The sequence below is a fragment of the Herbaspirillum robiniae genome, assembly GCF_002213415.1.
GTDB lineage: Bacteria > Pseudomonadota > Gammaproteobacteria > Burkholderiales > Burkholderiaceae_D > Herbaspirillum > Herbaspirillum robiniae.
Window position 1 is genome coordinate 1 of record NZ_NJGU01000010.1, and the last position, 24944, is coordinate 24944.

The following is a 24944-nucleotide window of genomic DNA, read 5'->3' on the forward strand; positions in this document are numbered from 1 at the left end:
GTTATACGCAATAGCCCTCGTTACTCAGTAACGAGGGCTTTTTGCTTTGCGCGATCACTTCCAACAAACCTGCCCATACGCCTCGCTGCGCGGTTGGGGGGCCTCGCCGGATTCTCGGCTTCGTTCCGGGGCCCTAGTTTCCAGGCCAGAAGGATGCTCGCTACTGTGCGTTAAGCCGATCCATTCTGATCACGCTGCTCCTGTTTCCAGGAATTTGCGTCGGCAAGTTGGCCAATAAATCAAAGCGACCTGATACCTGGGCATCCCCATTCGAGGAAAAGAAAACTTATTCACCGGTTTTCAGCAACACGTGGGCGTTCCTGCATCAAATTTGCCTGTGGATAAAACTTGCCTCGGCTATTCAAACGCCTACAAGACGTCAGATGATCTTGTGCACATGAGATTGCAAGAGTCTTCGGGACCAAAGACTGGCTTATGCACAGCATGAGCCAATCTCCCTGCGAGTGTTCTCTTATGCACAAGCAGAATTGAACGTCGGCCGAAACCGCGTTATGCACAGCGCAACAGCAACATCTGAAAAGTTGTTTTATGCACAGGCGTTTATCGTCAGTTTAGTGGCAATAAGACGCGGCTGCATACGGCCTATTTACGGTACGGCGCCAAAACAAAATCTCCAGGCAAACGCTGCAAAGCAAGACAAAAGCAAAAGCAAAACCAAAAACAAAAACAAAAACAAAAAATCGAAACCCCAAAAGCCAAACCAAAAAGCAAAGCAAAAGAGCCGGCGCAAGCACCGGCTCTTTTCACTCCAGATCTACTCAGAAGCGATACGACAAGCGAACCCCAAACTCATGCGTCTGGTTCTCCGGTTCCATGATGCCGGCCGCGGAGTTCATCTTGCTGTCGGCAATCTTCCAGTAGCGATAGAACGGGGTGATGCTGACGCTGCCCGTGCCCACAGCTCGGGACAAGGCGGTCGACAGTTCCAGTCCGTATCCCTTGGCCTGGACATTGACGTCATCGCCCGAATGCTGGAAGCCGCGCAGCAGGTGTTGATAGGAGGCCTTGGGGGAGAACGTCCAGCTGCCGTCGCCGACCTTGATGCTGGAGCCGATGCCCACCGTGGCGTAGAAGTACTCGGACTCGCGGCGATAGCCGCCTTCACCGGTCTGGTCCAGGCGATCCACCAGGTTGCGGTAGCCCAGACCTGCCGATGTGGTCAGCGGATAGCGCATGGCGAACGATGTCCATTCATAGGTGGTGCGGATGTCGTACGCGCGACGGGTCTGGCCGGAGTCGGTCAGCGAGCCGTAATCCATGCCCTGGGAGCCGCCGGTGTAGTCGCTGGTGCCCCAGGCGTAGCGGCCGGCGATGCGCATCGCGTTCTCGCGGTCGAAGGCCAGGTGCAGGTCGCCGGTAACGGCCTTCATCGATGCGCGCTCCTTCATGAAACGCTTTCCGCCTACCCACTCGCGATAGGTCTCTTCGTACACCTCGGTGCCAAGCGTGAAGGTCGGCGTCACCTCGGCCAGGGCCTGGCCGCTGATGGCGACCAATGCGGCGGCGGCGAATGTCTTTGCAATCATGATCCTCTCCTGTCTGTCGTGGGCTTTGGGCCTGGTGACGGGATGCGGCGGGAGCGCATCCTGCGCATCTCCTGTTCACCTTTGGCTTGAGGAACATCTTGCCCGGCAAGGGTTGCAGGCCTGTTGCGAAAACCGGGAAGCTTGTTTCAACTGAAACAGTCGAGGGGAAGGAGAGGAAGAGAAGACACGGGCGGGCGCCGACGACACGGCCGATGAAATGCGCCAACCACGGCATTGCAGCCGCAAACAAAAAAGCCGGCAGATGCCGGCTTTTCAGAGGGTGCGAAGCAGCTTCAGAACTTGTAAGCCACGCGCGCCACGGCGAAGTTCACGCCGCCGTTAGGCTGCTTGATACCACCGTTGGAGAAGTGCTGCAAGCGAACGCCCAGGTCCAGGCCATTGCTGAACACATAGCCGGCGCCGATGTGGTCGCCGAACTGGAAGGCGGTCGACAGCACCTTGTCGTTGTTGCGATAGAGCTTGGAGAACAGGTGCACGCCGATGCCGGCTTCACCGTAGAAGCCACGGCCGTCGTCGCGCTGGAAGCGCAGCACCGGGGTCAGGCCCAGGTCGATCAGGTTGCCGCTGTCATTGGTGTTGTTGTAGTGGTTCATGCGCCAGTTGGCCAGCGACAGATCCCAGTAGCCACCGATGTGGGTGCCGTTGGACTGCCAGAAGTTCCAGTTCGGACCCCAGTTGAACTGGGCGCCGATACGCGCCAGCTGGGTGTTGTTGCCCGTGCCGTATTCCAGCGACATGCCGTCGATGGCGTAGCTGGGGGCTTGGACGGCGATGGCGGCGACGCCGGCGAATGCGATTTTGGCGACCAGGCTCTTCAGTTTAGTCATAGCTTCTCTTTCAACGCGTAAATATTATTGATGGATATCTCTGCTGTGGAATCCGGCGCGAACAAGTCTGCTCGCGATGACGCGGTATTTTCTCACAATCATCACAAATGCATACTCGCGTGTCTGTTTTTGGCCTCGTTCCCCGGATTTGCCACGGATCCGGGGCCTGGCATGCAGTGAAGAACGGCTTGCCCGACCGCAATTGTCGCGGTCTCAGCCTGCCAGCATCCAGCCCTGGGAACACGACACCGCCCGACGCCATCTGTCGAGCAGTTCCTGGCGCTGGTCCGGCGCCATCGCCGGATCGAACTCGCGCTCGACCTGCCACATCGACGCAATCTCTTCCTGCGAATCCCAGAAACCGGTCGCCAGGCCGGCCAGGTAGGCGGCGCCCAGCGCGGTCGTCTCGGTCACCTGCGGACGCACCACCTGCACCCCCAGCATGTCGGCCTGGAACTGCATCAACAGGTCGTTGCGCGCCGCGCCGCCGTCCACTCGCAACTGCGCCAGCGCAATGGCGGCATCCTTCTGCATCGCCTCCAGCACATCGGCCGTCTGGTACGCGATGCTCTCCAGCGCGGCGCGCGCGATATGTGCCTTGGTCGATCCGCGGGTGAGGCCGCTCATGCTGCCGCGTGCATACGGATCCCAATAGGGCGTGCCCAGCCCGGTGAACGCAGGCACGAAATAGACGCCGCCGTTGTCCGGCGCCTGGGCCGCCAGCGCCTCGATATCGGAAGATTTTTCGATGATGCCCAGGCCGTCGCGCAGCCATTGCACCACCGCGCCGGCGACGAAGATGCTGCCCTCCAGCATGTAGGAAGTGTCGCGCGGCTTGCCATCGTCGCCGGCAAAACTCCAGCCCACGGTCGTGAGCAGCTTGTTCTTCGAGGCCGCCGCCTGGGCACCGGTATGCATCAGCATGAAGCAGCCGGTGCCATAGGTGTTCTTCACCATGCCCTGGCGCAGGCAGGCCTGCCCGAACGTGGCGGCCTGCTGGTCACCGGCAATCCCCGCAATGGGGAGGGCGGCGCCGAACCACTGCTCGTCGGCCTGCGCCGCCACGCCGCTGCTGGCCACCACGCGCGGCAGCATGGCGCGCGGCACATCGAGCACCGCCAGCAATTCGTCATCCCATTCACCGCGATGGATATCGAACAGCAGGCTGCGCGATGCGTTGCTGCTGTCGACCAGGTGTTCGCCGGACAATTTGTAGATCAGCCAGGAATCCACGGTGCCGAACGCCAGTTCGCCGCGCTCGGCACGCTCGCGGGCGCCGGCCACGTTCTCCAGTATCCAGTTCAGCTTGGTGCCGGCGAAGTAGGCGTCCAGCACCAGCCCGGTCCTGGCGGCGAACAGCGCCTCGCGTCCTTCGGCGCGCAGGCGGTCGCACAGGCCGGCCGTGCGGCGATCCTGCCAGACGATGGCGGGGCAGACCGGTTCACCGGTCTTCCTGTCCCAGACCACGGTGGTTTCGCGCTGGTTGGTGATGCCGATGGCGGCGATGTCGGCGGCGCTGACCTGATGCTTCTTCAATACGGCCTGTGCGACCTCCAGCTGCGACCGCCAGATGTCGTTGGCATCATGCTCGACCCAGCCGGACTGCGGATAGTGCTGCGGGAATTCTTTCTGCTCCATCGCCGCGATATTGCCCCTGCGGTCGAACAGGATGGCGCGCGAGCTGGTGGTGCCCTGGTCGAGCGCGAGTATGTAGCGGCTCATGGCCTGGTCTCCTGGATATTGTTCTGATGGCGGAGCCGAGAAGGCTCAGGGGCGATAGCTGTATTCCAGACGGCCGGGGACTTCCACCCGCACCGAGAGCACGCAGCCGGACAAGGGGTAGCGGCTCAGCTCGTCGTCGCTGCGACCGTTGCGGCCGGTGGTGATGTAGAGCGTCCTGAGGTCGGCGCCGCCGAACGCCACCATGGTCGGGCAGCGCGCCGGCAGGCGGATCTCCTGCAGGATTTCGCCGTGCGGCGACAGGCGCAGCACGCGCGCTCCTTCGAACATCGCGCACCAGTAGGCGCCCTCGCTGTCCACCGCCGCGCCGTCGGGGCGGCCGCCGTAGTCGGGCGAAGATTTGTCGGCGTCGAACTGGCGCAGCAGGCGGCAATTGCTGGTGGCCCCGGTGGCCAGGTCATAGTCGTAGACGTTGATGCGGTGCGCCGGCGTATTGGCGTGGTACATCAGGCGCTGGTCGGGGCTGAAGGCCACGCCGTTGGAGGTGGTGACCGGGTGGTGCGCGTCGCGCAGCCGGTTGCGCTCGAAGCAGTACAGCGTGCCGGCCTCGCGGTCGCGCGGTTCATAGATGGTGCCGCACCAGAAGCGGCCCGAGGCGTCGCAGCGGCCATCGTTGAAGCGGATGCGCGTGGTGTCGTAGGGAGCGTCCAGCATCGGCGTGAGCGCGCCGGTTTGCGTGTTGAGGTGCGACATGCCCGAACGCAGCGCCACCACCAGGCCGCCTTGCGCGTGCTTGACGATGCTGCCCGGTTCCTGCGGCATGTCCCAGCACTGGTGCTGCCGGCTGTCGGGATGCAGGCGGTGCACCGCCTTGCCGGGAATGTCGATCCAGTAGAGGGCGCCTTCCTCCGCATGCCACAGCGGGGACTCGCCCAGCAGCATGGGCTGGTCGAAGGCGGTGTCGATGGTCTCGAAGGGCGAGGAGTTGTCGGTCATGGGCAGCGTGGAGATGACGGAAAAACACATTATGCGCCGAGGCCGCCGATTCACAAACTCACAACCCGGGCGGCTCCACGGATGAGCCCGGAAAGAAAAACGGCATGCGCAAGGCATGCCGTCTTCATGGGAACGAACTGGCGCTCAGTTCGACCAGCCGCCGTCGATCATGTGGATAGCACCAGTGGTGAAGTTCGACTCATCCGAAGCCAGGTACAGCGCCAGCGCAGCGACTTCTTCCGCCTTGCCGATGCGGCCCATGGGCTGGCGGCCGACGAAGGCGGCGCGCACGTCGGCTTCGCTCTTGCCGGTTTCCTTGGCCTGGGTGGCGATGCGCTGCTCCAGCGACGGCGACTCGATGGTGCCCGGGCAGATCGCGTTGCAGCGCACGCCCTGCGCCACGAAGTCCGCCGCCACCGACTTGGTCAGGCCGACCACGGCCGCCTTGGAGGCGCCGTAGGCGAAGCGGTTGGCCACGCCCTTCACGCTGGAAGCGGCCGAGGCGATGTTGACGATGGAGCCGGCCTTCTTGGCCAGCATGCCCGGCAGCACCGCGCGGATGGTGTGGAACATCGCCTTGGCGTTGAGGTTGAAGGAGAAGTCCCAGGCCTTGTCGTCGCAGTCGAGGATGTTGCCCGCGGCGACATAGCCGGCGCAGTTGAACAGCACGTCGACGGTGCCGATCTCGGCCACCAGCGCCTTGATGGCGGCGTCGTCGGTCACGTCCAGCAGGCGGGTTTCCACGCCGGCGGTGCCGGCCAGCTCGTCCAGGTGCTGCTTGCTGATGTCGGTGGCGATGACGCGCGCGCCTTCCTTGGCGAACATCAGGGTCGATGCGCGCCCGATGCCTTGCGCGGCGGCGGTGATCAGTACGGTCTTGCCGGCGAGGCGTCCAGTGGATGCAGACATGTGTGTTCCTTTGTTATCAGATGAGTTTGCGTTGCGCCAGGTTCTTGAACAAGGCGGTCAGGCCGAAGGTCCACGGCGCCGTCTTGTCGCTGAAGTTCACCGTGTTGACCAGCGCGCCCAGCTTGGGCGTGGCGATCGTCACGACGTCGGCGACCTGGTGGGTAAAGCCCTGGCCGGGGCCGAAGCGGTCCTGGGTCGGGGCGAACATGGTGCCCAGGAACAGCACCAGGCCATCCGGATACTGGTGGTTGGGGCCGATCGCGTGTTCCACCAGTTGCAGCGGATCGCGGCTGATCATGGACATCGAGCTGCTGCCCTTGAGCGTGAAGCCTTCGGTACCGTCGACCCGCATTGTAAGTTCGGCGCGGCGCACATCGTCAATTGAAAAGTTTGCGTCGAACAGACGAATAAAAGGCCCGACCGAGCAGGAGGCGTTGTTGTCCTTGGCCTTGCCCAGCAGCAGGGCGCTGCGGCCTTCGAAGTCGCGCAGGTTGACGTCGTTGCCCAGCGTGGAGCCGACCACCTTGCCGCGGCTGTTGATGGCCAGGACGATTTCCGGTTCCGGGTTGTTCCACACCGATTTGGGATGGATGCCCACCTCGTCGCCCAGGCCCACCGACGACATCGGCTGCGCCTTGGTGAAGATCTCGGCGTCCGGGCCGATGCCCACTTCCAGGTACTGCGACCACACGCCCTGTTGCAGCAGCACTTCCTTGAGGCGGGCCGCATTGTCCGAACCCGGCACCACGCTGGAGAGGTTGTCGCCGATCACGGCGGTGATCGCCTTGCGCACCGATTCCGCACGGCCGGCGTCGCCGCGCGCCTGCTCTTCGATCACGCGTTCCAGCATGCTGGCCACGAAGGTCACGCCGCTGGCCTTGACCGCCTGCAGGTCGATCGGCGCCAGCAGCCAGGGCTTGCCGGTGTCGCGCCCGGCGGCGTCGGCGTTGTCCAGCAGCTCCTGCAGCGAAGCCAGGCGCGGCAACGCGCCGGCGGCCTTGACGGCGGCGGCCGGATCGTCCAGTTCCAGCAGCTGGCTGGAGGTGACAGCGACCTGGGTCAGGTCATAGACGCCGTCGGCGTCGACCTTGACCAGCACCGGGCCTGTGCCCGGCTGCCAGATGCGGCCGATCAGCGTGGCCTGGGCGTGGTCTTCGGGCAGGTGCGCCTGGATCGTATAGGTGTGGGCCATGTTCTTAACTCCTTGGTTGTTGTGGCGAAGCGGGCCGCCGGATCGTCCGGCCGCGGCCCGGGTAAAGCGGGTCAAACTGGCTGTTGGCGTAACCGCTGGCAAAGCGCCCTCGAGGGGGATGAAGGGCGCTTTGCCGGATGCTGCGCCGGCACGGCAAAAACAAAACTGCCGTTGGCTCGGTAACGCCAACGGCAGCAGGGGCAACGACGCTCAGGTGTACACGCCGATGTGCCAGGGCACGAACTCGTCCTGGCCGTATCCGTGCAGTTCGCTCTTGCTCTTCTTGCCGGACGCCGTATCGAGGATCATCTGGAAGAAGCGCGCCCCGATCTCCTGGGGCGTCGCGGTGCCGTCCGCGATCTCGCCGCAGTTGATGTCCATGTCTTCTTCCTGGCGCTGCCACAGGGCGGTGTTGGTGGCGAGCTTGAGCGACGGCGACGGCGCGCAGCCATAGGCCGAACCGCGGCCGGTGGTGAAGCAGATCATGTTGGCGCCGCCGGCGACCTGGCCGGTGGCCGAGATCGGGTCGTAGCCCGGGGTGTCCATGAACACGAAGCCGTGCGCGGTGACGGTCTCGGCGTACTTGTAGACGTCCACCAGGTTGGTGGTGCCGCCCTTGGCCACCGCGCCCAGCGACTTCTCCAGGATGGTGGTCAGGCCGCCCGCCTTGTTGCCGGCCGAAGGGTTGTTGTTCATTTCGGCGTCGTTCTTGCGGCAGTACTCTTCCCACCAGTCGATGCGGGCCAGCAGCTTCTCGCCGACTTCGGGCGAGACCGCGCGGCGCGTGAGCAGGTGTTCGGCGCCGTAGATTTCCGGCGTTTCCGACAGGATCGCGGTGCCGCCGTGCTTGACCAGCAGGTCGACCGCCACGCCCAGCGCCGGGTTGGCGGTGATGCCGGAGTAGCCGTCGGAGCCGCCGCACTGCAGGCCCAGCGTCAGGTGCTTGGCCGGCACCGGTTCGCGCTTGATGTCGTTGGCCTTGGGCAGCATCTTCTTGATCTTCTCGATGCCCAGCGCCACGGTCTTGGCGGTGCCGCCGGTGCTCTGGATCGTGAAGGTGTGGAAGTATTCGCCTTCCTTCAGGTCGTGGCTTTCCATCAGGCCCGAGATCTGGTTGGTCTCGCAGCCCAGGCCCACCACCAGCACGGCGGCGAAGTTGGGATGCTTGGCGTAGCCGGCCAGCGTGCGGCGCAGGATCTGCAGCGGCTCGCCGGCGGAGTCCACCGCGCAGCCCAGGCCGTGGGTCAGCGCGACCACGCCGTCGATGTTGGGATAGTCGGCCAGCGCTTCCGGATGGATGTCGCGGCGGAAGTGGTCGGCGATGGCGCGCGCGGCGGTGGCCGAGCAGTTCACCGAGGTCAGCACGCCGATGTAGTTGCGGGTGGCCACGCGGCCGTCCGGGCGCACGATGCCCATGAAGGTGGCCGGCGTGTCGACGAAGTCGACCGGTTTGACGTCGGCGCCGAAGTGGTGCTCGCGCGAGAATTCAGCCATCGCCAGATTGTGCGTATGCACGTGCTGGCCGGCCTCGATGGCCTGGCTGGCGGTGCCGATGATCTGGCCATAGCGCTTGACGGGTTCGCCCACGGCGATGGCGCGGGTCGCCATCTTGTGGCCGGCGGGGATGAGGCCCTGAACCTTCAGGCCGCCTTCCTCTTCCAGAACCGTGCCGGACATGAGCTGCCGGCGCGCAATGACGACATCATCGACAGGATTCAATCGAATGATGGGAGAGATAGCTTTCATGATGATCTCGGTGAGAACGTTAGGCTGTCCGCCGCGCGGAAGCCCGCGCATGCCGCAGATGGTGCGCGCGGCATGCGCTCAGGTTACAACTTGCGGGATTACTTTGCAGCGAACTGCGACAGGTCAGGCATCGGGCTGCCAACGTTGCGTTGGTAGATGTCGGCCAGCTTGCCGTTCTTCACGTTCACGGCGATCCAGTCGTTGAGCCACTTTTCCAGTGCCGGCTCGTTCTTGCGGATGCCGATGGCGTAGGGGATGTCCTTGATGGCGAACTTGGTTTCCAGGTTCTTGGACGGGTTCTGCTTGGCCACGGCCGAGGCCAGCGAGTTCGGCGTGCAGAAGGCATCCACCTGGCCCGAGACGATGGCCGCGGTCACGGTGGCGTCGTCGTCAAAGCGGACGATGTTGGTGCCCTTGGGCGCCAGCGGGGTCAGCAGCGAGTCCTGCATGTTGCCGCGCACCACCGCCACGCGCTTGCCGGTCAGGTCGTTGAGGCTCTTGATGCTTTCGCTCTTGGGAGCGGCCACGACGAACTGCGAAGCGCCGTACGGCTGGGTGAAGGCAACCACCTTCTGGCGCTCGGGCGTGATCGAGAAGGATGCAATCACCATATCGGCCTTGCCGGTCATCAGGAAGGGAATACGGTTGGGGCCGGTCACCTGCACGATCTCCAGTTCCACGCCCATGTCCTTGGCCAGGACCTTGGCCGTTTCCACGTCGGAACCTTCCGGCTCCAGCTTGGCGTTGGTGCGGCCAAACGGCGGCGCGCCCAGGTCGATGGCGATCAGCACTTTCTTGCGGGCCTTGATGTCGGCCAGCGCGTCGGCGTGCGCCACCTGTGCGAAGCAGGCGACGCCGAGCACGACGGCGGCGGCTTTTTTGGTGAAGTTCAACAAGTTTTTCATTTATGTCTCCTGAGATGAAAAGGTACTGCTTGGGTACGTCGTCTTGATGAGTCCGGGTAATGCGTTACAGGTCGCTGGAAACGAACTTCTGCAGCTCGGCAGTCTTGGGGTTGGAGAACAGCTCGTCCGGCGGGCCCACTTCCCACACCTGGCCCTGGTGCATGAACACCAGCACGTCGGCCAGCTTGCGGGCAAAGGCCATTTCGTGCGTCACCAGCACCATGGTCATGCCGTCGCGCGCCAGGTCTTCCATGACCTTCAGCACTTCGGAGGTCAGTTCCGGATCCAGCGCCGAGGTCACTTCGTCGAACAGCATCAGCTCGGGCGCCATCGCCAGCGAGCGGGCGATCGCCACGCGCTGCGCCTGGCCGCCGGAGAGCTGCTCGGGATAGGCCTCCTTCTTGTTCTCCAGGCCGACCAGGGTGAGCACCTTGTTGGCGATCTTCCTGGCCTCGTCGGTGGACATCTTCTTGATGGTGGTCAGCGCCAGCGTGATGTTGCGCTCCACCGTCAGGTGCGGGAACAGGTTGTAGCTCTGGAACACGATGCCGACCTGCTTGCGCAGCTCGCGCAGGTTGAGCTTGTCCGGATGGTGGATGTCGTGGCCGCAGACGTTGATGTCGCCCGAGTCCACCTTCTCCAGCCCGTTCAGGCAGCGCAGCAGGGTGCTCTTGCCCGAGCCGCTGCGGCCGATGATGGCCACCATCTGGCCCTTCTGCACATCCAGCGAGACGCCGTTCAACACTTTGTTGGTGCCGAAGCTCTTGTGCAGGTCCTTGATCTTAACGATTGCTGACATTCAATTTCCTTTCGAAATGCTTGGAGAGCGCCGACAGCGGATAGCAGAGGCAGAAGTAGATCAGCGCCACGCAGCCGAACACGGTGAACGGCTGGAAGGTCGAGTTGTTGATGATCTGGCCGGCGCGCGAGAGGTCGACGAAACCGATCACCGAGGCCAGCGAGGTGTTTTTCACGATCTGCACCATGAAGCCCACCGTGGGCGGGGTGGCGATCTTGACCGCTTGCGGCAGGATCACCTTGGTCAGTTGCTCGAAACGGTTGAAGCCCAGGCATTCGGAGGCTTCCCACTGGGTCTTGGGCACCGCCTGGATGCAGCCGCGCCAGATTTCGCCCAGGAAGGCCGCGCAGTAGATCGCAAACGAGATGCCGGCGGCCACCAGCGGCGTCAGCTTGAAGCCGGCGATGGCCAGGCCGAAGTAGGCCACGAACAGGATCACCAGCAGCGGGATGCCCTGAACCACCTGGATGTACCAGCTGGCGACGGTGCGCAGCGTCTTGTTGGGCGATACGCGCCATAGCGCGATCACGAAGCCGGCCACGCCGCCGAACACGAAGGCCACCAGCGACAGCACCACGGTCCAGACCGCCGCCTGCAGCAGGTATTGAACGTGCAATATCGAAAATGAATTCACGATCTCTCCTTACAGATTGGTGCCGAGCTTGCGCTTGCGGACGAAGGCGATCTGGCTCACCAGCCAGAAGGCGGCACGGAACAGGAAGGACAGCACGAGATACGCCACCGCGATCACCGCATACACCTCGAAGCTGCGGAAGGTTTCCGACTGCACCAGGTTGGCGGTGGCGGTCAGCTCTTCGGCGGAGATCTGCGACGTGATGCTCGAGGCCAGCATCAGCAGGATGAACTGGCTGGTCAGCGAGGGGTAGACGCGCTCCACCGCCGGCAGCAGCACCACGTGCCAGTACACGTGGAAGCGCGACATGCCCAGGCACTCGGCCGCCTCGATCTGGCCGGGATGGATGGAGTTGATGCCGGCGCGCATGATCTCGGTGGTGTAGGCGCCGACGTTGACGGTCAGCGCGATCACGGCGGCGGTTTCGGCGCTCAGTTTCCAGCCGATGCTGGCCAGGCCGAAGAACACCAGGAACACCTGCACCAGCAGCGGGGTGTTGCGGATGATCTCGACATAGGCCTTCACCAGGCCGTGCACCAGCCAGTTCTTGCTCTTGTAGGCGATCGCGCACAGCGTGCCGACCACGAAGCCGAGCACGATCGACAGGGCGGAGAGCTGTACCGTCAGCCAGGCGCCGTAAAGCAGGCGATCCCAGTTGGCGAACACGCTCATGAAATCGAATGTGTAGTTCATTGATACTCCGGTATGGCGGGAAGGGGACTACGCGTTGCGATGGCGCGCTCGCGCCGTTCCTGGCCGGGTGGGAGTGGTGGGTTGCATGAAGTGGTCTCCTTTCTTGTTTGCCTGAGGTCTTGGACCCGGCGTGCCGGCGGTAGCGGGAAAAGGATCCGGCTACCGTCGGCGGGCCTCTTGCGTTCGGGCCCTGCGCCGGGTGGCTTGCTGCTTCGGTACTGCGGTGCTGCGCGCCTTGCGGCGCAATGTTCTTGTCGTCCTTACAGCGGCTTGACGCCGCCGGCAGCGAAGGCGCCGGGCGCCGCCGCGATGCCGTTGACCAGCGGTTCGCCGAAATCGGGGATGCTGATCTCGAAACTGTCGCCGGCCTGGGTGCGCACGCTGTAGGCGAACGACAGGTTGGCCGCGCCCATGTAGTGCACATGCACGTCGCCGGGGCGGCGGAACTGGCTGTACTTGAAGTGGTGGTACTCCAGGTTCTCGATGGAGTGGCACATGTTGTCCTGGCCGGTCAGGAATTCCTGTTCCCAGATCACCCGGCCGTTGCGGCGGATGCGGGTCATGCCCACCAGGTGCGAGGGCGGCGCGCCCACCAGCAGCTCGGGGCCGAAGGAGCAGTAGCGCAGCTTCGAGTGGCCCTGGTAGAGGTAGTTGCGGCGCTCCATGACGTGGTCGGAGAATTCGTTGCCGATGGCGAAACCCAGGCGGCGCGGGCAACCCTGGTCGTCGATCACGTACAGGCCGACCAGCTCGGGCTCCTCGCCGCCGTCCAGCGCGAAATCGGGGCAGGGGAAGGGCTGGCCGGGCGCGACCACGATGCCGCCGTCGCCCTTGTAGAACCATTCCGACTGCACGCCGGGACGGCCGGCCTCGGGGCGGCCGCCTTCGATGCCCCACTCGATCATCAGCAGCGTGTCGGTCTTGTCCATCTCCTCGCCTTCCAGGCGGCGGTGCATCTTGTCGCGGGTGGAGGCGCTGCCCAGGTGCGTGACGCCGGCGCCGGACACCATGCAATGGGCCGGATCCTCATGATCCAGCGGCGCCAGGATGCGATGCTCGCGCAGGATGTCGGCGTAGTCTTCGGACTGGTCGGTGTTGAGCAGCTGCGCCTGGCGTTCCAGGTCGCCGCCGGCGGCGATGGCCAGCAGCGCCAGTTCGCGCATGGTGGCGACCTGCGACAACGCCTGGATCCTCGTCCCGTTGACGATCCCCACGCGGCGCGCGCCTTCGCGATCCTTGAATTGAATCAGCCTCACCTGGTCTCCGATGCTCGTTCTTGTTGCCCTCAACAGGCTTTTGACACAGCGCGATACCCGTCTTGTGGGCGGCTGTTGCGAAATCGGGCTGGATTTGCGGGATGGGACGCCGGCGCTGCATTGCGCAATGGCGCATCCCTCATTCGCCGGAGGCAGGAATTTGCTGCACTGCCAGATCGCGTTACCAGATCAATTTCGCAAAAGTCTCCTGCTTTTCTTACGCATCGTTTTGGCTGGCCGATAGATGCGCTAGCATTGTGGTTTTTCGCAGGACCGAATATAAGAGGCTTACAAAACGATGTCTAATGAGCTTAATTCATCGGGTGATAACCAACCCGGCAACCAGCTTCCGGCCGCCGCCGGCGAGCTGCCGTCGGTCGGTTCCATCGTCAGCCGCCTGCGTTTTCGCCAGGTGGCGCTGCTGACGGCGCTCGACGAGCAGGGCTCGCTGCACAAGGCGGCCGAGGTCATGCACATGACCCAGCCGGCCGCCACCAAGGCCCTGCATGAGATGGAAGACGCCCTGGGCGTGACGCTGTTCGACCGCTCGCCGCGCGGCATCGAGGCCACCGAGCTGGGCCGCTGCGTGATCCGCTACGCCCGCCTGATCCAGAGCGACGTCTCCAACCTGCGCGACGAGCTGCAGAACATGATCAGCGGCCGCGGCGGCCGCATTGCCATCGGCACCATCATGGGCGCCGCGCCTTTCGTCACGCGCGCGCTGTCGCGCCTGCGCGAGATCCAGCCGGATGTCTCCATCGAGATCGTCGAGGACACCAGCGCGCGCCAGCTGCTGCTGCTGGACCAGGGGCGCATCGACCTGATGATCGGGCGCTCCTCGGTCAGCTCTCAGCCCAACCTGTACAACTACGAGATGCTGCGCGGCGAGCCCATGTGCATCGTCAGCGGCGTCGACCATCCGCTGGCCACGGCGCAGAAGGTGCGCCTGCAGGAGCTGTCGGACGCTTCCTGGATCCTGTACTCCAGCAACATGCCCATGCGCATCTGGATCGAGCACGAGTTCAAGCTCGAAGGCCTGAAGGTGCCCGGCAACGTCATCGAGACCGCCTCGCCCTTCGTCACCGTGACGCTGCTGGCGCAGTCCAGCATGGTCGCCGTGATGCCGCTGGATATCGCCCACTTCTTCGCCGCCAAGCAGATGCTGGGCATCCTGCCGGCCAGCCTCAAGACCCGCATCGAGCACTACGGCATCGTCACCCGCAAGAACACCACCCTGTCCTCGCTGGCCAAGATGTTCATCCAGATCCTGCGCCAGCAGAACTGAGCTGTCACCGAGCCGGACGCGGCGCCTGGCCCGTCCTGTTGCATGGGAACGCCGGACAGCTGGCGTGGCTGGATGGCGACGCCGGGTTTTTCCTGATTTCCCCCGGATGTTTTTTCCTGTTAGCCTTCGTTCGCGGCCGGGGTGGCCGCTCTTCCGGTTGGCCTTCATGACATTGCGTTTTTCGCGTTCCACCGTAGTCCGCTTCAAGGCGTTCTCCACCACTTTCGCCGTTTCCGCCGCGCTGCTGCTGGCCGGCTGCGCGGGGCAGAAGTCCGCGCCGTCGCCCGAAGCCGCGGCCAAGCAGGCCAAGCTCGACCAGGCGCTGGCGCTGTTCTCCGCCAACGCGCCGGGCGGCTTGCCGGCCCAGTGGGAGCCGCTGCTGTTCACCCGCAAGAAAAAGAGCACCGAATACCAGCTGATCGAAGACGCCGGCCGCACCGTGCTGCGCGCCTACGCCGACCAGGCCTCGTCGGGCCTGCGCCATGCCGTCAACATCGACGTCAGCAAGAAGCCCTGGCTCTCCTGGAGCTGGAAGACTTCCGCGCTGATTCCCACCGCCGACAACACCCAGCGCGAGACCGAGGATTCGCCGGTGCGCATCGTGCTGGCCTTCGACGGCGACCACGACAATCTGTCGCTGATGGACACCATCCTGTTCGACACCGCCAAGCTGCTGACCGGGCACGAGCTGCCCTACGCCACGCTGATGTACATCTGGGAAAACAAGGCGCCGGTCGGCACCGTCATCGCCAACACCCGCACCGGGCGCATCCAGATGATGGTGGCCGAGAGCGGTCCGGCCAAGGTCGGCCAGTGGGTGCAGTACAAGCGCAATGTGGCCGAGGACTATGAAAAGATCTTCGGCGAGAAGCCGGGACGCCTGATCGGCGTGGGCGTGCTGACCGACACCGACAACACCGGCCAGAAGGTCGAGGCCTGGTATGGCGATATCCGGATGATGCGCGACGCCGACGGCGGCGAGTGAAGCCGCAGGCCGCGCCCGCCTGAAATGAAAAGGCCCGCCGGAACACATCCGGCGGGCCTTTTCGTTGATGCCTGCAATCGCCTCACACGCCGCGCCACCACGCGGCGACATGGCCCCAGAAGCCCTTGGGGCCTTCGGTGAACAGCCAGGGTTTTTGCGTCTTCAGGCGCTCGATCATCTCCTGCTCCGCCTTTTCCGATACGTTGCCGTAGGCGCGGCCCAGTCGCAGCAGGCTGCGCAGCGCGCCCAGCTTTTCGCGCGCCACCGCGCCCGTGGCGTGCTCGATGGCGATGTGCGTCTCGCGCAGCTCCTGGACCAGCGCGTGCGCCAGTTGCGAGGCCGGCGACTTCAGTTTTTCCTGCACTACGGCGATGCTGGTGGAGGCCGACTTGATCTGGCCCGCCAGCACGTCGATCTGCGTCTCGTCGCCCTTGGCCTGCTTGATGATGGCGGTGGCCCATGCGCGCGAGGCGGCGACCAGGTCGTCCGTGCCCCAGTCGTGGCGCACCGCGATATGGAAGCCGTAGCTCGAGGCCTGCTCGATCAGGATCGCCACCACGTCCGGGAATTCCTTGTCCATCGCGCGCTTGGCCCAGGCGTACTGGCCCGAGATCATCATGTGGTGGACCGCCTCTTCGGTCAGGAAGTGCGGGTTCTCCGAGACCTTGGCCAGCAGGAAGGCGTCGAAGGACGGCGCCACGAAACCGGAGTCGACCTTGGTCGACAGGCGTACGAAGTTCTTGTAGTCGCGGTCGAGCGACTCGAACACGTCGTCCTTGAGATTGAGTTTGATCTGTTTCATGGCCTTCCCCGGGCTAGGCTGGTGTTGTCGATCCGGCATCCCTCATCCGGACCAGGCTTGTCATTTATTCATGCTTCGTGCGCGGCACGGCGTGAATCATCGTTATCGGCATCTTCGGGCCGAAACTTTACCATGGGAAACACGGCGGCAAGCTGCGCCGCGCAAGGCAGAGCTTACTACCGGAATGCGCCGTCGGGGACGCGTCAACGCGTCAGTACGCGCGCAGGCCGTAGCGCTGCCGGGTAGGCTCGTCGGGAAACAGGTAATCGCGATAGGCCGACCACGCGGCGTCGGCGCGGATCTCGGTCGATACCTGGCAGCCGCGGCAGAGTTTGGCGTAGACGCCGGCAATGACGTCTTCGACCCCATTGGGATCGCTGACGTAGAAGTAATTGCGCTGCTGCCCCTCGCGCACGGCGCTGCCGGCATAGATGCTGCGGGTCTTGTAGGCCACGGCAGCGGCCAGCGCCTCGGACAGGGCATCGAGCCGGGACAGGTCGTTGAGCTCGGGCAGGCCGTCGCCGCGGGCCGACGCGTAGGCGACGCCGGTGACGATCACGTACGGAAAGCCGGACAGCGGAAAGACCCGGCGCAGCCCCATGTCGACCTTGACCGCGTAGGCATGGCCGTCGCGCGTGCTCTCGTAGTTCCACCAGTCGGGCGGCTCCTGCGCGCGCGCTGCCTGGGCGCCCAGCAGCAGCGTGCAGACCAGGCCGAGGACGAGGACGAGGCGCGCGGCGCGCAGCATGGGACGGCCCTTCAGCCCGCCGCCAGCAGCGCGGCCAGCGCCAGCAGGGCCGGCAGCCCTTGCACGTAGAGGATGGAGCGCTTGGCCGTCAGGCCGCCGTAGATGCCGGCCACCAGCACGCAGATCACGAAGAAGAACTGCACCGGACGGTCGCCCGTGGTCACGCTCCAGAACAGGCCGGCGGCCAGGAAACCGTTGTACAGGCCCTGGTTGGCGGCCAGCACGCGCGAGGCTTCAGCGGCTTCTTTGGACTGGCGGAAGGTCTTCAGCCCGATCGGTTTGGTCCACAGGAACATTTCCAGCACCAGGATCCACACGTGTTCGACGGCGATCAGGATGAGCAGGGCGGTGGCGAGCTGTTGCAAGGTTTTCTCCTTTTGTCGTTATCGGTGGCGCCGGCCGCGGCCGGCGCTTTCGCGATCATGCCCGAAAGCGCCGCGCCCGCCAACGGTGGGGCCGATGCGGTGCGACTGTGGCATCGCCGCCACCGTCCCGCTTGGCAAGGCGGCGGCGCTGCGGATAGAATGCGGCCTCGGGCGCGGCAGGGCGCCCCATCCCGCGAAAGCCGATGCACCTGCCGTCTGCAGTGCCTTCCATCCGGAACACAGACGTTGAACCTTGAGAGTCGTGGCGGGAAACGACGCATGAAAGGAACAACCGTAATGTGGTCTACCCAATTCCCCTGTGCCGTCAACATTGCCGAACCCGGTTTCGGCGGTGCGCTTTCCAACAGCGATTTCCTGCGCCGCTACGCCAAGCGCCTGCTGCGCGCGGCGCGTTCCGAACGCAGCAGCGAGGCCTTGCCGGTCCTGCGGCGCATCGTGGCCATGCAGGTGACACCCGAGATCTCGGTGGCCGAGCTGTTTCCCCTGCGCGCCAGCCTGCAGCTCAAGCATGTGCTGCACACGCTGGCGCGCGAACTGGCATTCCCGAGCTGGGAAACCTGCTCGCGCCAGGTCGACGCCCGACCGTCGTCGCTGCTGGATCGATACCGCTTCGAGCTGGGCATGTTCCGCGATTTCCAGACCAACTGGTTCCCCGACATGGGCGCGGCGCGGGGCTGGCAGCGCGAGCACGGCGGCTACCTGATCGCCTACGGCGGGCAGGCGGTGGCGATCCTGGCGCACTGATCTTGGCCAGCTGACTTTTTGCGCGCTGATGGCGTGCAACGAAAAACGGCGCCGGTGAATCCGGCGCCGTTCTCGTTTTGCCCGGCAGGCGCGCTTACTTCGCCTGCAGGAATTTCTCCGCCAGCCGCACCCAGTAGGTCGCGCCGATCGGCAGCAGGTCGTCGTTGAAGTCGTAGCTGGGATTGTGCAGGTTGCACGGGCCCAGGCCGTGGCCATGGTCGCGGTGACCGCCGTCGCCGTTGCCCAGGAAGACGTAGCAGCCCGGCTTGTGCTGCAGCATGAAGGCGAAGTCTTCCGCGCCCATGGTGGGTTCGGTGCGGGCGTCGACGTGATCGGCGCCGAACTGCTCGGTCAGCACCTCCACGGCGAAGGCGGTCTCCTTCTCGTGGTTGATCAGCGGCGGATAGTTGCGCTTGAAGCTGAATGCCACCGTGGCGTCGAAGGCCGCGGCGGTGTGCTCGGCGATCTCCTGCATGCGGCGCTCGATCATGTCCAGCACGCCGGTGCTGAAGGTGCGCACCGTGCCGATCATCACCGCTTCGTCGGGGATCACGTTGGTGGCGCTGCCGGTGTGGATCTGGGTGATCGAGACCACCGCCGGGTCGTTCGGATTGGCATTGCGCGAGACGATGGTCTGCCAGCCCTGGGCGATCTGCACGGCCGTCATCACCGGGTCGATGGCCTTGTGCGGCTGGGCCGCGTGCGAACCCTTGCCCTTGACGGTCACGTGGAATTCGTTGCTGGAGGCCATCTGCGGGCCCGGTGTCACGCCGAAGTGGCCGGCCGCAATGCCGGGCCAGTTGTGCATGCCGAACACCGCCTCCATCGGGTACTTCTCGAACAGGCCGTCCTGGATCATGCGTTCGGCGCCGCGACCGCCTTCTTCGGCGGGCTGGAAGATCACGTAGACGGTGCCGTCGAAGTTGCGGTGCTGCGCCAGGTAGTGTGCCGCGCCCAGCAGCATGGCGGTATGGCCGTCGTGGCCGCAGGCGTGCATCTTGCCCTCGTGCTTGGAGGCGTGCGCGAAGGTGTTGAGCTCGGGCATGGGCAGCGCATCCATGTCGGCGCGCAGGCCAATGGCGCGCGGGCTGTCGCCGTTCTTGATGATGCCGACCACGCCGGTCACGCCCAGCCCGCGCACCACCGGGATGCCCCATTCGGCGAGCTTTTGCGCGACCACTTCGGAGGTGCGCTCTTCCTCGTATCCAAGCTCGGGATGGGCGTGGATGTCGCGGCGGATCTTTTGCAATTCGGCGTGGAACTGGACGATGGGATCGATGAGTTTCATGGTGAGGGGAGGGCCGTCGGGCGGCGCCGTGCGCTGGCGTAAAGCGATCATCTTACCCCGGCTGCGCCGGAACGGCAGTGTCGTACACCACCGTCCCGGCTCCCGGGAATGCCGGATCAGGACGCCAGGCGCTTCACCAGGCGGTACATGAACTCGCGGCCCTCATACAGGCGCGGGATCTCGATGCGCTCGTCCAGTCCATGCGTGCGCAGGTCGGCCGGATCGGTGAACAGGCCGGAAACGCCATACATCGGCACGCCCGCGTTGCGGGCGAAGCGGCTGTCGGTGGCGCCGGTGCTCATGAAGGGAATCACCGGCACACCCGGCCACATCTCTTGCGTCAGGCCTTCCACCACCGAGGAGATCTCGGGCGTCATCGGCGACACCGGGCTGCGCGTGGGCGGCGCGATCTGGTGCAGGGCGATCTTGTCGTTGCCCAGCACCTGCTTCAACTGGCGCTCGACCTCGGCCGGATCGTCGAAGGGCAGCATGCGGCAATTCACCGTGGCCTTGGCCGATTGCGGCAGCGCGTTCTCGGCATGGCCGCCGTTGAACATGGTGGCGGTGCAGGTGGTGCGCAGCTGGGCGTTATACAGCGGCACGGTCGAGAGGCGGTCGGTCACGGCCTGGTCCATGCTGCCGTTGCCGACCGCGCGCATGTCCTCGGCCTGCTGGCCGCTGGCGAACTGGGCGCTGCGGGCGAAGTAGGTCTTGTTCACATCGGCCAGCTTGACCGGGAAGCGATACGCGCCCAGGCGCGCCAGTGCGCCGGCCATCGCGTAGATCGGATTGTTGGGCGTGGGCAGCGAGCTGTGGCCGCCGACGTCGCGCAGCTCCAGCTGGTAGGAGGTGTAGAGCTTCTCGGCTACCTGCACGCGGTGCAGCTTGGGCTTGCTGCCTTTGCCGCCGTACAGCTCGCCGCCGCCGCCCTCGTTGATGCCCAGCGCGGCCTTGAGCAGTTCGGGCTTGTTCTTGAACAGCCACCAGGCGCCGTTGCTCTCGACGTCGCCGCGCTCTTCATCGGCGGTCAGCGCCAGGATGACGTCCCGTTTGGGCGCGAAGCCCTCGCGCTTGAGCTGGGAGAGGATGGAGACGAAGGCCGAGGCCATGGCCTTGTCGTCGATGGAGCCGCGGGCGGTGAAGTAGCCGTCGTCTTCCTTGAGCTTGAAGGGATCGGTCTTCCAGTCTTCGCGCTTGGCCTCGACCACGTCGATGTGCGCGATCAGCAGCAGCGGCTCCTTGCTGCCGTCGCCCTTCCAGCGCAGCACCAGGTTGCCCTTCCTGGGGAAGGGCTCGATGATCTGGATGTCGTCCTGCTTGAATCCCGCCTTCACCAGCTCGGCCTGCATCGCCTGCGCGGCCACGGTGGTGCTGCCGGCGGAGTGGGTGGTGTTGATCTCCACCAGTTCCTTGTAGATGTCGTGGAAGCGCTGCTGCTCCGGCGTGAGCTGCTGGGCCGAGGCCGCGGCGCTGACGGCCAGGGCGCTCAGCACGGCCAGGGCGCTCAGCACGGCCAGGCGCGTGAGGCTGCTGAGGCGAGAGGGAATGGATGGGCGCGAGGGGAAGCGCATGAAGGTCTCCTGATGGTGATGTTATGGATGAGCTTGCCGCGGCGTCATGCGGGCCGCGCCGTTCATTTTCCACAAGGAAACGCAATGTGCAACCTGAATCAATTCATCGGTCGCGCAATTTCGTTCAATACAGCCAGCAGCGCCCCGCCTAGCATGCGCCTCTTTGCCATAGCCGCGAACGAGGCGCATCCATGTTTCCATCCGAATTTTTTCTGCTGGCCGGCGCGCATCTGCTGGCGCTGGCCAGTCCCGGTCCTGATTTCCTGCTGCTGGTGCGCAGCGCGCTGCGCCACGGCAGGCGCCATGGCATCGGCGCCGCCGCCGGCATCGCGCTGGCCAACGGCATGTACATCGCGCTGGCGCTGGGCGGCTTCAGCCTGCTGCAGCAAAGCCCGGCGCTGCTGACCGCGATGAAATGGCTGGCCAGTATTTACCTGGCGTGGCTGGGCTGGCTGTTCATGCAATCGAGCCTGAAACCGGCGCCGTTGCCCGCCGCCGGGCACCAACAGGCCGGCGCGCCCGCCGGGTTTGCGGCCGGCCTGGGGGCGGGCTTTCTGTCGGCGGCGCTCAATCCCAAGAACGGCGTGTTCTACCTGGGCCTGTTCACGCTGATGGTGGGCGCGCAGACCGGCGCCGGGCGCAAGCTGGCGTACGGCCTGTGGATGTTCTTCGCGGTGTTTGCCTGGGATGCGGCGCTGGTGCTGGCGATGTCGCAGCGACGCGTCATCGCGCTGCTGGGACGCGGCTTGCCGATGGTCGAGCGCGGCGCCGGGCTGCTGCTGATGCTGGCGGCGGCCGCGCTGGCGCTGGCGCGCGTGTGACGCGGCTCAGGCCTTGCGGTATTGCAGCGGCGTGGCCGCCACGCGCGACTTGAAGACGCGATGGAAGTGGCTCTGGTCGGCGAAGCCGGTGTCGTAGGCGGCATCGGTGGCGCTGGCGCCTTGCTGCAGCAGTGCGCGCGCCTGGTTGATCTTCATGTCCAGTTGCAGCGCGTGGGGCGTCAGGCCGTAGCGGCGGCGGAACTGGCGGATCAGCTGGTAGCGTCCGGTGCCGGCCACCTGGGCCAGCGTGTCGATGGCAACGGTTTGGCGGCAATGCGCCTGCAGATAATCGTAGGCGCGGCGCAGGCCTGCGTCGCCGGGCTGATCCTCCTGCGGGTGCGCCTGGGCAACGCTGCCGGCGGCTTCGGCGCACAGGAGCATCAGCTCGTGCAGGCAGGTGATGACTTCGGCTTCCTTGTCGCCCGCCCGGCCATCGAGTGCGACGCTCATGCGGTCCAGCAGGCGCACCGCCTGTTCCGAGCGGATCACCTGCGAGCGCATCGAGCGCGCCAGGCCGGCGGTGGCGGGCGACTCCGACAGCAGCGCCTCCAGCCACGGCAGGTCGAGATGGAACATCCGATAGCTCCAGCTTTGCAGGTCTTCCGGGTTGCAGCAGTGCACGTCGCCCGCGCGCACCAGCACCACGTCGCCCGGCGCGATGGGCATGCTGCTGGCAGCCAGCGTGAACACGCTGCGGCCGGCGTCGACGATGCCGATGGAAAAGGTCGGATGCGTGTGCGGCGCATAGCAGGACAAGCTGCCGGTGGCGCGCCGGCCTTCAAGAAAGGGCAGGGCGGGGTCGCGCCAGAAATGCATGGACGAGGGCATGTTCGCGGGCCTGGGGAAGATCGTGGAAGGGCATTTTAAGATAAAGTATCCGCTTTGCCGCAAGCCTTTTCCAACTTGGGTTTGCGGGTGTCTTCCCGTTCTTGAAACTTGCCGATTTGCCATGACCACCACGATCGTTCGCGCTGCCTGCCCCCATGATTGCCCCGATACCTGCGCCCTGCTGGTGACGGTAAAGGATGGCGTGGCCACCGAGGTGCGCGGCGACCCGGAGCATCCGCCGACCTCCGGCGTGCTGTGCACCAAGGTGTCGCGCTACACCGAGCGCACCTACCACAAGGACCGCCTGCTGCACCCGCTGCGCCGTACCGGCAAGAAGGGTGAAGGCAAGTTCGAACGCATCAGCTGGGAAGAGGCGATCGCCGAGATCGCGCAGCGCCTGTCGTCGATCGCGCTGCGCGACCCGCAGGCGATCCTGCCCTACAGCTATGCCGGCACCATGGGCATGGTGCAGGGCGAGTCGATGGCCGGGCGTTTCTTCAACCGCCTGGGCGCCTCGCAACTGGAACGCACCATCTGCTCCTCGGCCGGCAGCGCCGGCTATCGCTACACCGTGGGTGCGCGCATCGGCACCGACCTGGAGCAGGTCAACGGCGCCAAGCTGATCCTGATCTGGGGCGGCAATCCGATCGCCTCCAACCTGCATTTCTGGACCCGCGTGCAGGCCGCCAAGCGCAACGGCGCCAGGCTGATCGCCATCGATCCCTACCGTTCGCTGACCGCCGAAAAATGCCACCAGCACATCGCGCTCTTGCCCGGCACCGACGCCGCGCTGGCGCTGGGCATGATGCATGTGCTGGTGGCCGAGGACCTGCTGGACCACGACTACATCGCACGCCATACGCTGGGCTTCGAGCAGCTGAAGCAACGCGTGGCCGAATGGACCCCGCAGCGCACCGCCGAGGTCTGCGGCATCAGCGCCGCCGAGGTGCTGGAGCTGGCGCGCGAATACGGCCGCACGGCGCTGGCCGGCGAGGGCGCGATGATCCGCGCCAACTACGGGTTGCAGCGCGTGCGCGGCGGCGGCATGGCCTCGCGCAACGTGGCCTGCCTGCCGGCGCTGGTGGGCGCCTGGCGCCATGCCTCGGGCGGCATCCAGATGTCGACCTCGGACACCTTCCCCAAGGACAACGCCGCCCTCGGCCGCCCGGATCTCGCCGTGCGCCACGGCGCGCCGGCGCGCATCATCAACATGAGCACCATCGGCGACGACCTGCTCAAGCCCGCATCCGCAGCGTTCGGTCCGAAGGTGGAGGCCGTGATCGTCTACAACGCCAACCCGGTCGCGGTGGCGCCGGAGTCGGCCAAGGTGGTCGAGGGCTTCGCGCGCGAGGACCTGTTCACCGTGGTGCTGGAGCATTTCCAGACCGACACCGCCGACTACGCCGACATCGTGCTGCCGGCCACCACCCAGCTGGAGCACGTGGACGTGCATGCCACCTACGGCCACATCTACATGATGGCCAACAACGCCGCCATCGCGCCGCTGGGCGAGTCCAAACCGAACACCGAGATCTTCCGCCTGCTGGCCGCGGCCATGGGTTTCGACGAGGACTGTTTCAAGGACAGCGACGACGACATCGCCGCCGTCGCCTTCCGCCGCGACCATCCGCGCAGCGCGGGCTACGACTGGGATGCGCTGAAAGAGAAGGGCTGGCAACGGCTGAACATGCCGGCGGCGCCCTTTGCCGACGGCGGTTTTGCCACGCCTTCCGGCAAGTGCGAGTTCTATTCGGCGCAGATGAAAGCGGCCGGACTGGATCCGCTGCCGGACTACATCGCGCCGTACGAGTCGGTGGCCAGCAATCCGCAGCTGGGCGCGAAGTATCCGCTGGCGATGATCTCGCCGCCGGCGCGCAATTTCCTCAACTCGTCCTTCGTCAACGTGCAGAGCCTGCGCGACACCGAGGGCGAGCCGCACCTGGACATGCATCCGCTGGACGCCGCCGCGCGCGGCATCGGCGCCGAGGACATGGTGCGCATCTTCAACGACCGCGGCAGCATGCAGGCGCGCGTGCGCGTGACCGACAAGGCGCGTCCGGGCCTGGTGGTCGGGCTGTCGATCTGGTGGAAGAAGTTCGCCGCCGACGGCAAGAACGCCAACGAAGTCACCAGCCAGCGCCTGACCGACATGGGCAACGCGCCGACCTTCTACGACGTGCTGGTGCAGGTCGAGAAGCTGGCCGCGGATGAGCCTGCCGATGCGAGCCGGGCCGCCGCCGCGGCCGCTGCTGCAGCCTGACCGGCGTCGCCGGAAACGCGC

At 65.2% G+C, this 24944-nt stretch carries 23 protein-coding genes; 5 read left to right on the plus strand and 18 right to left on the minus strand.

Features of this window, described 5'->3' with window-relative positions; translation table 11 throughout:
• Positions 1–779: 779 nt before the first annotated feature.
• From CEJ42_RS17960 to araD1, 12 genes are all read right to left on the minus strand, one after another.
• Entirely contained in the window at positions 780–1547 is a 768-nt protein-coding gene (locus CEJ42_RS17960) for a hypothetical protein (protein ID WP_088752031.1), read from the minus strand.
• A gap of 293 nt (positions 1548–1840) precedes the next feature.
• Positions 1841–2395, minus strand: coding sequence for an acyloxyacyl hydrolase (locus CEJ42_RS17965; RefSeq protein WP_079218258.1), 555 nt, complete (start codon positions 2393–2395; stop codon positions 1841–1843).
• A gap of 213 nt (positions 2396–2608) precedes the next feature.
• Positions 2609–4117, minus strand: coding sequence for a glycerol kinase GlpK (gene glpK, locus CEJ42_RS17970; RefSeq protein WP_088752032.1), 1509 nt, complete (start codon positions 4115–4117; stop codon positions 2609–2611).
• Between the two features lie 45 nt (positions 4118–4162).
• A complete protein-coding gene (locus CEJ42_RS17975; RefSeq protein WP_207760457.1) occupies positions 4163–5071 on the minus strand; it encodes an SMP-30/gluconolactonase/LRE family protein in 909 nt (302 codons plus the stop codon).
• A gap of 144 nt (positions 5072–5215) precedes the next feature.
• The gene (locus CEJ42_RS17980; RefSeq protein ID WP_079218261.1) at positions 5216–5980 is read right to left on the minus strand and encodes an SDR family oxidoreductase; all 765 of its coding nucleotides are present in this window, start codon (positions 5978–5980) and stop codon (positions 5216–5218) included.
• A 16-nt stretch (positions 5981–5996) separates the two neighbouring features.
• Entirely contained in the window at positions 5997–7172 is a 1176-nt protein-coding gene (locus CEJ42_RS17985) for a fumarylacetoacetate hydrolase family protein (RefSeq protein WP_088752034.1), read from the minus strand.
• Positions 7173–7382: 210 nt separating this feature from the next.
• Positions 7383–8918 carry a UxaA family hydrolase gene (locus CEJ42_RS17990; RefSeq protein WP_079218263.1) on the minus strand — a complete coding sequence of 512 codons (1536 nt, stop codon included), beginning with the start codon at positions 8916–8918 and terminating at the stop codon, positions 7383–7385.
• 98 nt (positions 8919–9016) lie between these two features.
• Complete coding sequence (locus tag CEJ42_RS17995) at positions 9017–9823, minus strand: transporter substrate-binding domain-containing protein (protein ID WP_079218264.1); 807 nt, start codon at positions 9821–9823, stop codon at positions 9017–9019.
• Positions 9824–9887: 64 nt separating this feature from the next.
• The gene (locus tag CEJ42_RS18000) at positions 9888–10622 is read right to left on the minus strand and encodes an amino acid ABC transporter ATP-binding protein (protein ID WP_079218265.1); all 735 of its coding nucleotides are present in this window, start codon (positions 10620–10622) and stop codon (positions 9888–9890) included.
• The gene (locus tag CEJ42_RS18005) at positions 10606–11256 is read right to left on the minus strand and encodes an amino acid ABC transporter permease (RefSeq protein ID WP_088752035.1); all 651 of its coding nucleotides are present in this window, start codon (positions 11254–11256) and stop codon (positions 10606–10608) included. The genes CEJ42_RS18000 and CEJ42_RS18005 overlap by 17 nt, the downstream gene beginning before the upstream one ends.
• 9 nt (positions 11257–11265) lie before the next feature.
• Positions 11266–11949 (minus strand): amino acid ABC transporter permease, encoded by a 684-nt coding sequence (locus tag CEJ42_RS18010; protein ID WP_079218267.1) that lies wholly within the window; start codon positions 11947–11949, stop codon positions 11266–11268.
• Positions 11950–12209: 260 nt separating this feature from the next.
• The gene (gene araD1 / locus CEJ42_RS18015; protein WP_088752036.1) at positions 12210–13205 is read right to left on the minus strand and encodes an AraD1 family protein; all 996 of its coding nucleotides are present in this window, start codon (positions 13203–13205) and stop codon (positions 12210–12212) included.
• A 298-nt stretch (positions 13206–13503) separates the two neighbouring features.
• On the opposite strand from araD1, the gene CEJ42_RS18020 reads away from it, so the two are divergent.
• Positions 13504–14490, plus strand: coding sequence for a LysR family transcriptional regulator (locus CEJ42_RS18020; protein WP_079218269.1), 987 nt, complete (start codon positions 13504–13506; stop codon positions 14488–14490).
• 166 nt (positions 14491–14656) lie between these two features.
• On the plus strand, positions 14657–15475 hold the full coding sequence (locus CEJ42_RS18025; protein ID WP_088752171.1) for a DUF3047 domain-containing protein: 819 nt from the start codon (positions 14657–14659) through the stop codon (positions 15473–15475).
• 82 nt (positions 15476–15557) lie between these two features.
• Here CEJ42_RS18025 and CEJ42_RS18030 read toward each other — a convergent pair whose 3' ends face one another.
• The 3 genes from CEJ42_RS18030 to CEJ42_RS18040 form a co-directional block, all read right to left on the minus strand.
• The gene (locus CEJ42_RS18030) at positions 15558–16277 is read right to left on the minus strand and encodes a DUF4088 family protein (protein ID WP_079218270.1); all 720 of its coding nucleotides are present in this window, start codon (positions 16275–16277) and stop codon (positions 15558–15560) included.
• A gap of 211 nt (positions 16278–16488) precedes the next feature.
• Positions 16489–17025, minus strand: a complete 537-nt coding sequence (locus CEJ42_RS18035; protein WP_088752037.1) for a DUF695 domain-containing protein — start codon at positions 17023–17025, stop codon at positions 16489–16491.
• An 11-nt stretch (positions 17026–17036) separates the two neighbouring features.
• A complete protein-coding gene (locus CEJ42_RS18040; RefSeq protein ID WP_079218272.1) occupies positions 17037–17390 on the minus strand; it encodes a DUF1304 domain-containing protein in 354 nt (117 codons plus the stop codon).
• Positions 17391–17687: 297 nt separating this feature from the next.
• Here CEJ42_RS18040 and CEJ42_RS18045 point away from each other — a divergent pair, with 297 nt between their 5' ends.
• Positions 17688–18155 (plus strand): hypothetical protein, encoded by a 468-nt coding sequence (locus CEJ42_RS18045; RefSeq protein ID WP_165774461.1) that lies wholly within the window; start codon positions 17688–17690, stop codon positions 18153–18155.
• A 94-nt stretch (positions 18156–18249) separates the two neighbouring features.
• Here CEJ42_RS18045 and CEJ42_RS18050 read toward each other — a convergent pair whose 3' ends face one another.
• A complete protein-coding gene (locus CEJ42_RS18050; RefSeq protein WP_088752038.1) occupies positions 18250–19443 on the minus strand; it encodes a M20 aminoacylase family protein in 1194 nt (397 codons plus the stop codon).
• 116 nt (positions 19444–19559) lie between these two features.
• Positions 19560–21014 carry a M20/M25/M40 family metallo-hydrolase gene (locus CEJ42_RS18055; RefSeq protein ID WP_088752039.1) on the minus strand — a complete coding sequence of 485 codons (1455 nt, stop codon included), beginning with the start codon at positions 21012–21014 and terminating at the stop codon, positions 19560–19562.
• Between the two features lie 191 nt (positions 21015–21205).
• Here CEJ42_RS18055 and CEJ42_RS18060 point away from each other — a divergent pair, with 191 nt between their 5' ends.
• Positions 21206–21835, plus strand: a complete 630-nt coding sequence (locus CEJ42_RS18060; RefSeq protein ID WP_088752040.1) for a LysE family translocator — start codon at positions 21206–21208, stop codon at positions 21833–21835.
• 6 nt (positions 21836–21841) lie between these two features.
• Here the strand turns inward: CEJ42_RS18060 and CEJ42_RS18065 are convergent, their stop codons facing one another.
• Positions 21842–22663, minus strand: coding sequence for an AraC family transcriptional regulator (locus CEJ42_RS18065; protein WP_088752041.1), 822 nt, complete (start codon positions 22661–22663; stop codon positions 21842–21844).
• A 121-nt stretch (positions 22664–22784) separates the two neighbouring features.
• Here CEJ42_RS18065 and CEJ42_RS18070 point away from each other — a divergent pair, with 121 nt between their 5' ends.
• Positions 22785–24923 (plus strand): molybdopterin-containing oxidoreductase family protein, encoded by a 2139-nt coding sequence (locus tag CEJ42_RS18070; RefSeq protein ID WP_088752042.1) that lies wholly within the window; start codon positions 22785–22787, stop codon positions 24921–24923.
• The last annotated feature ends 21 nt before the right edge of the window (positions 24924–24944 follow it).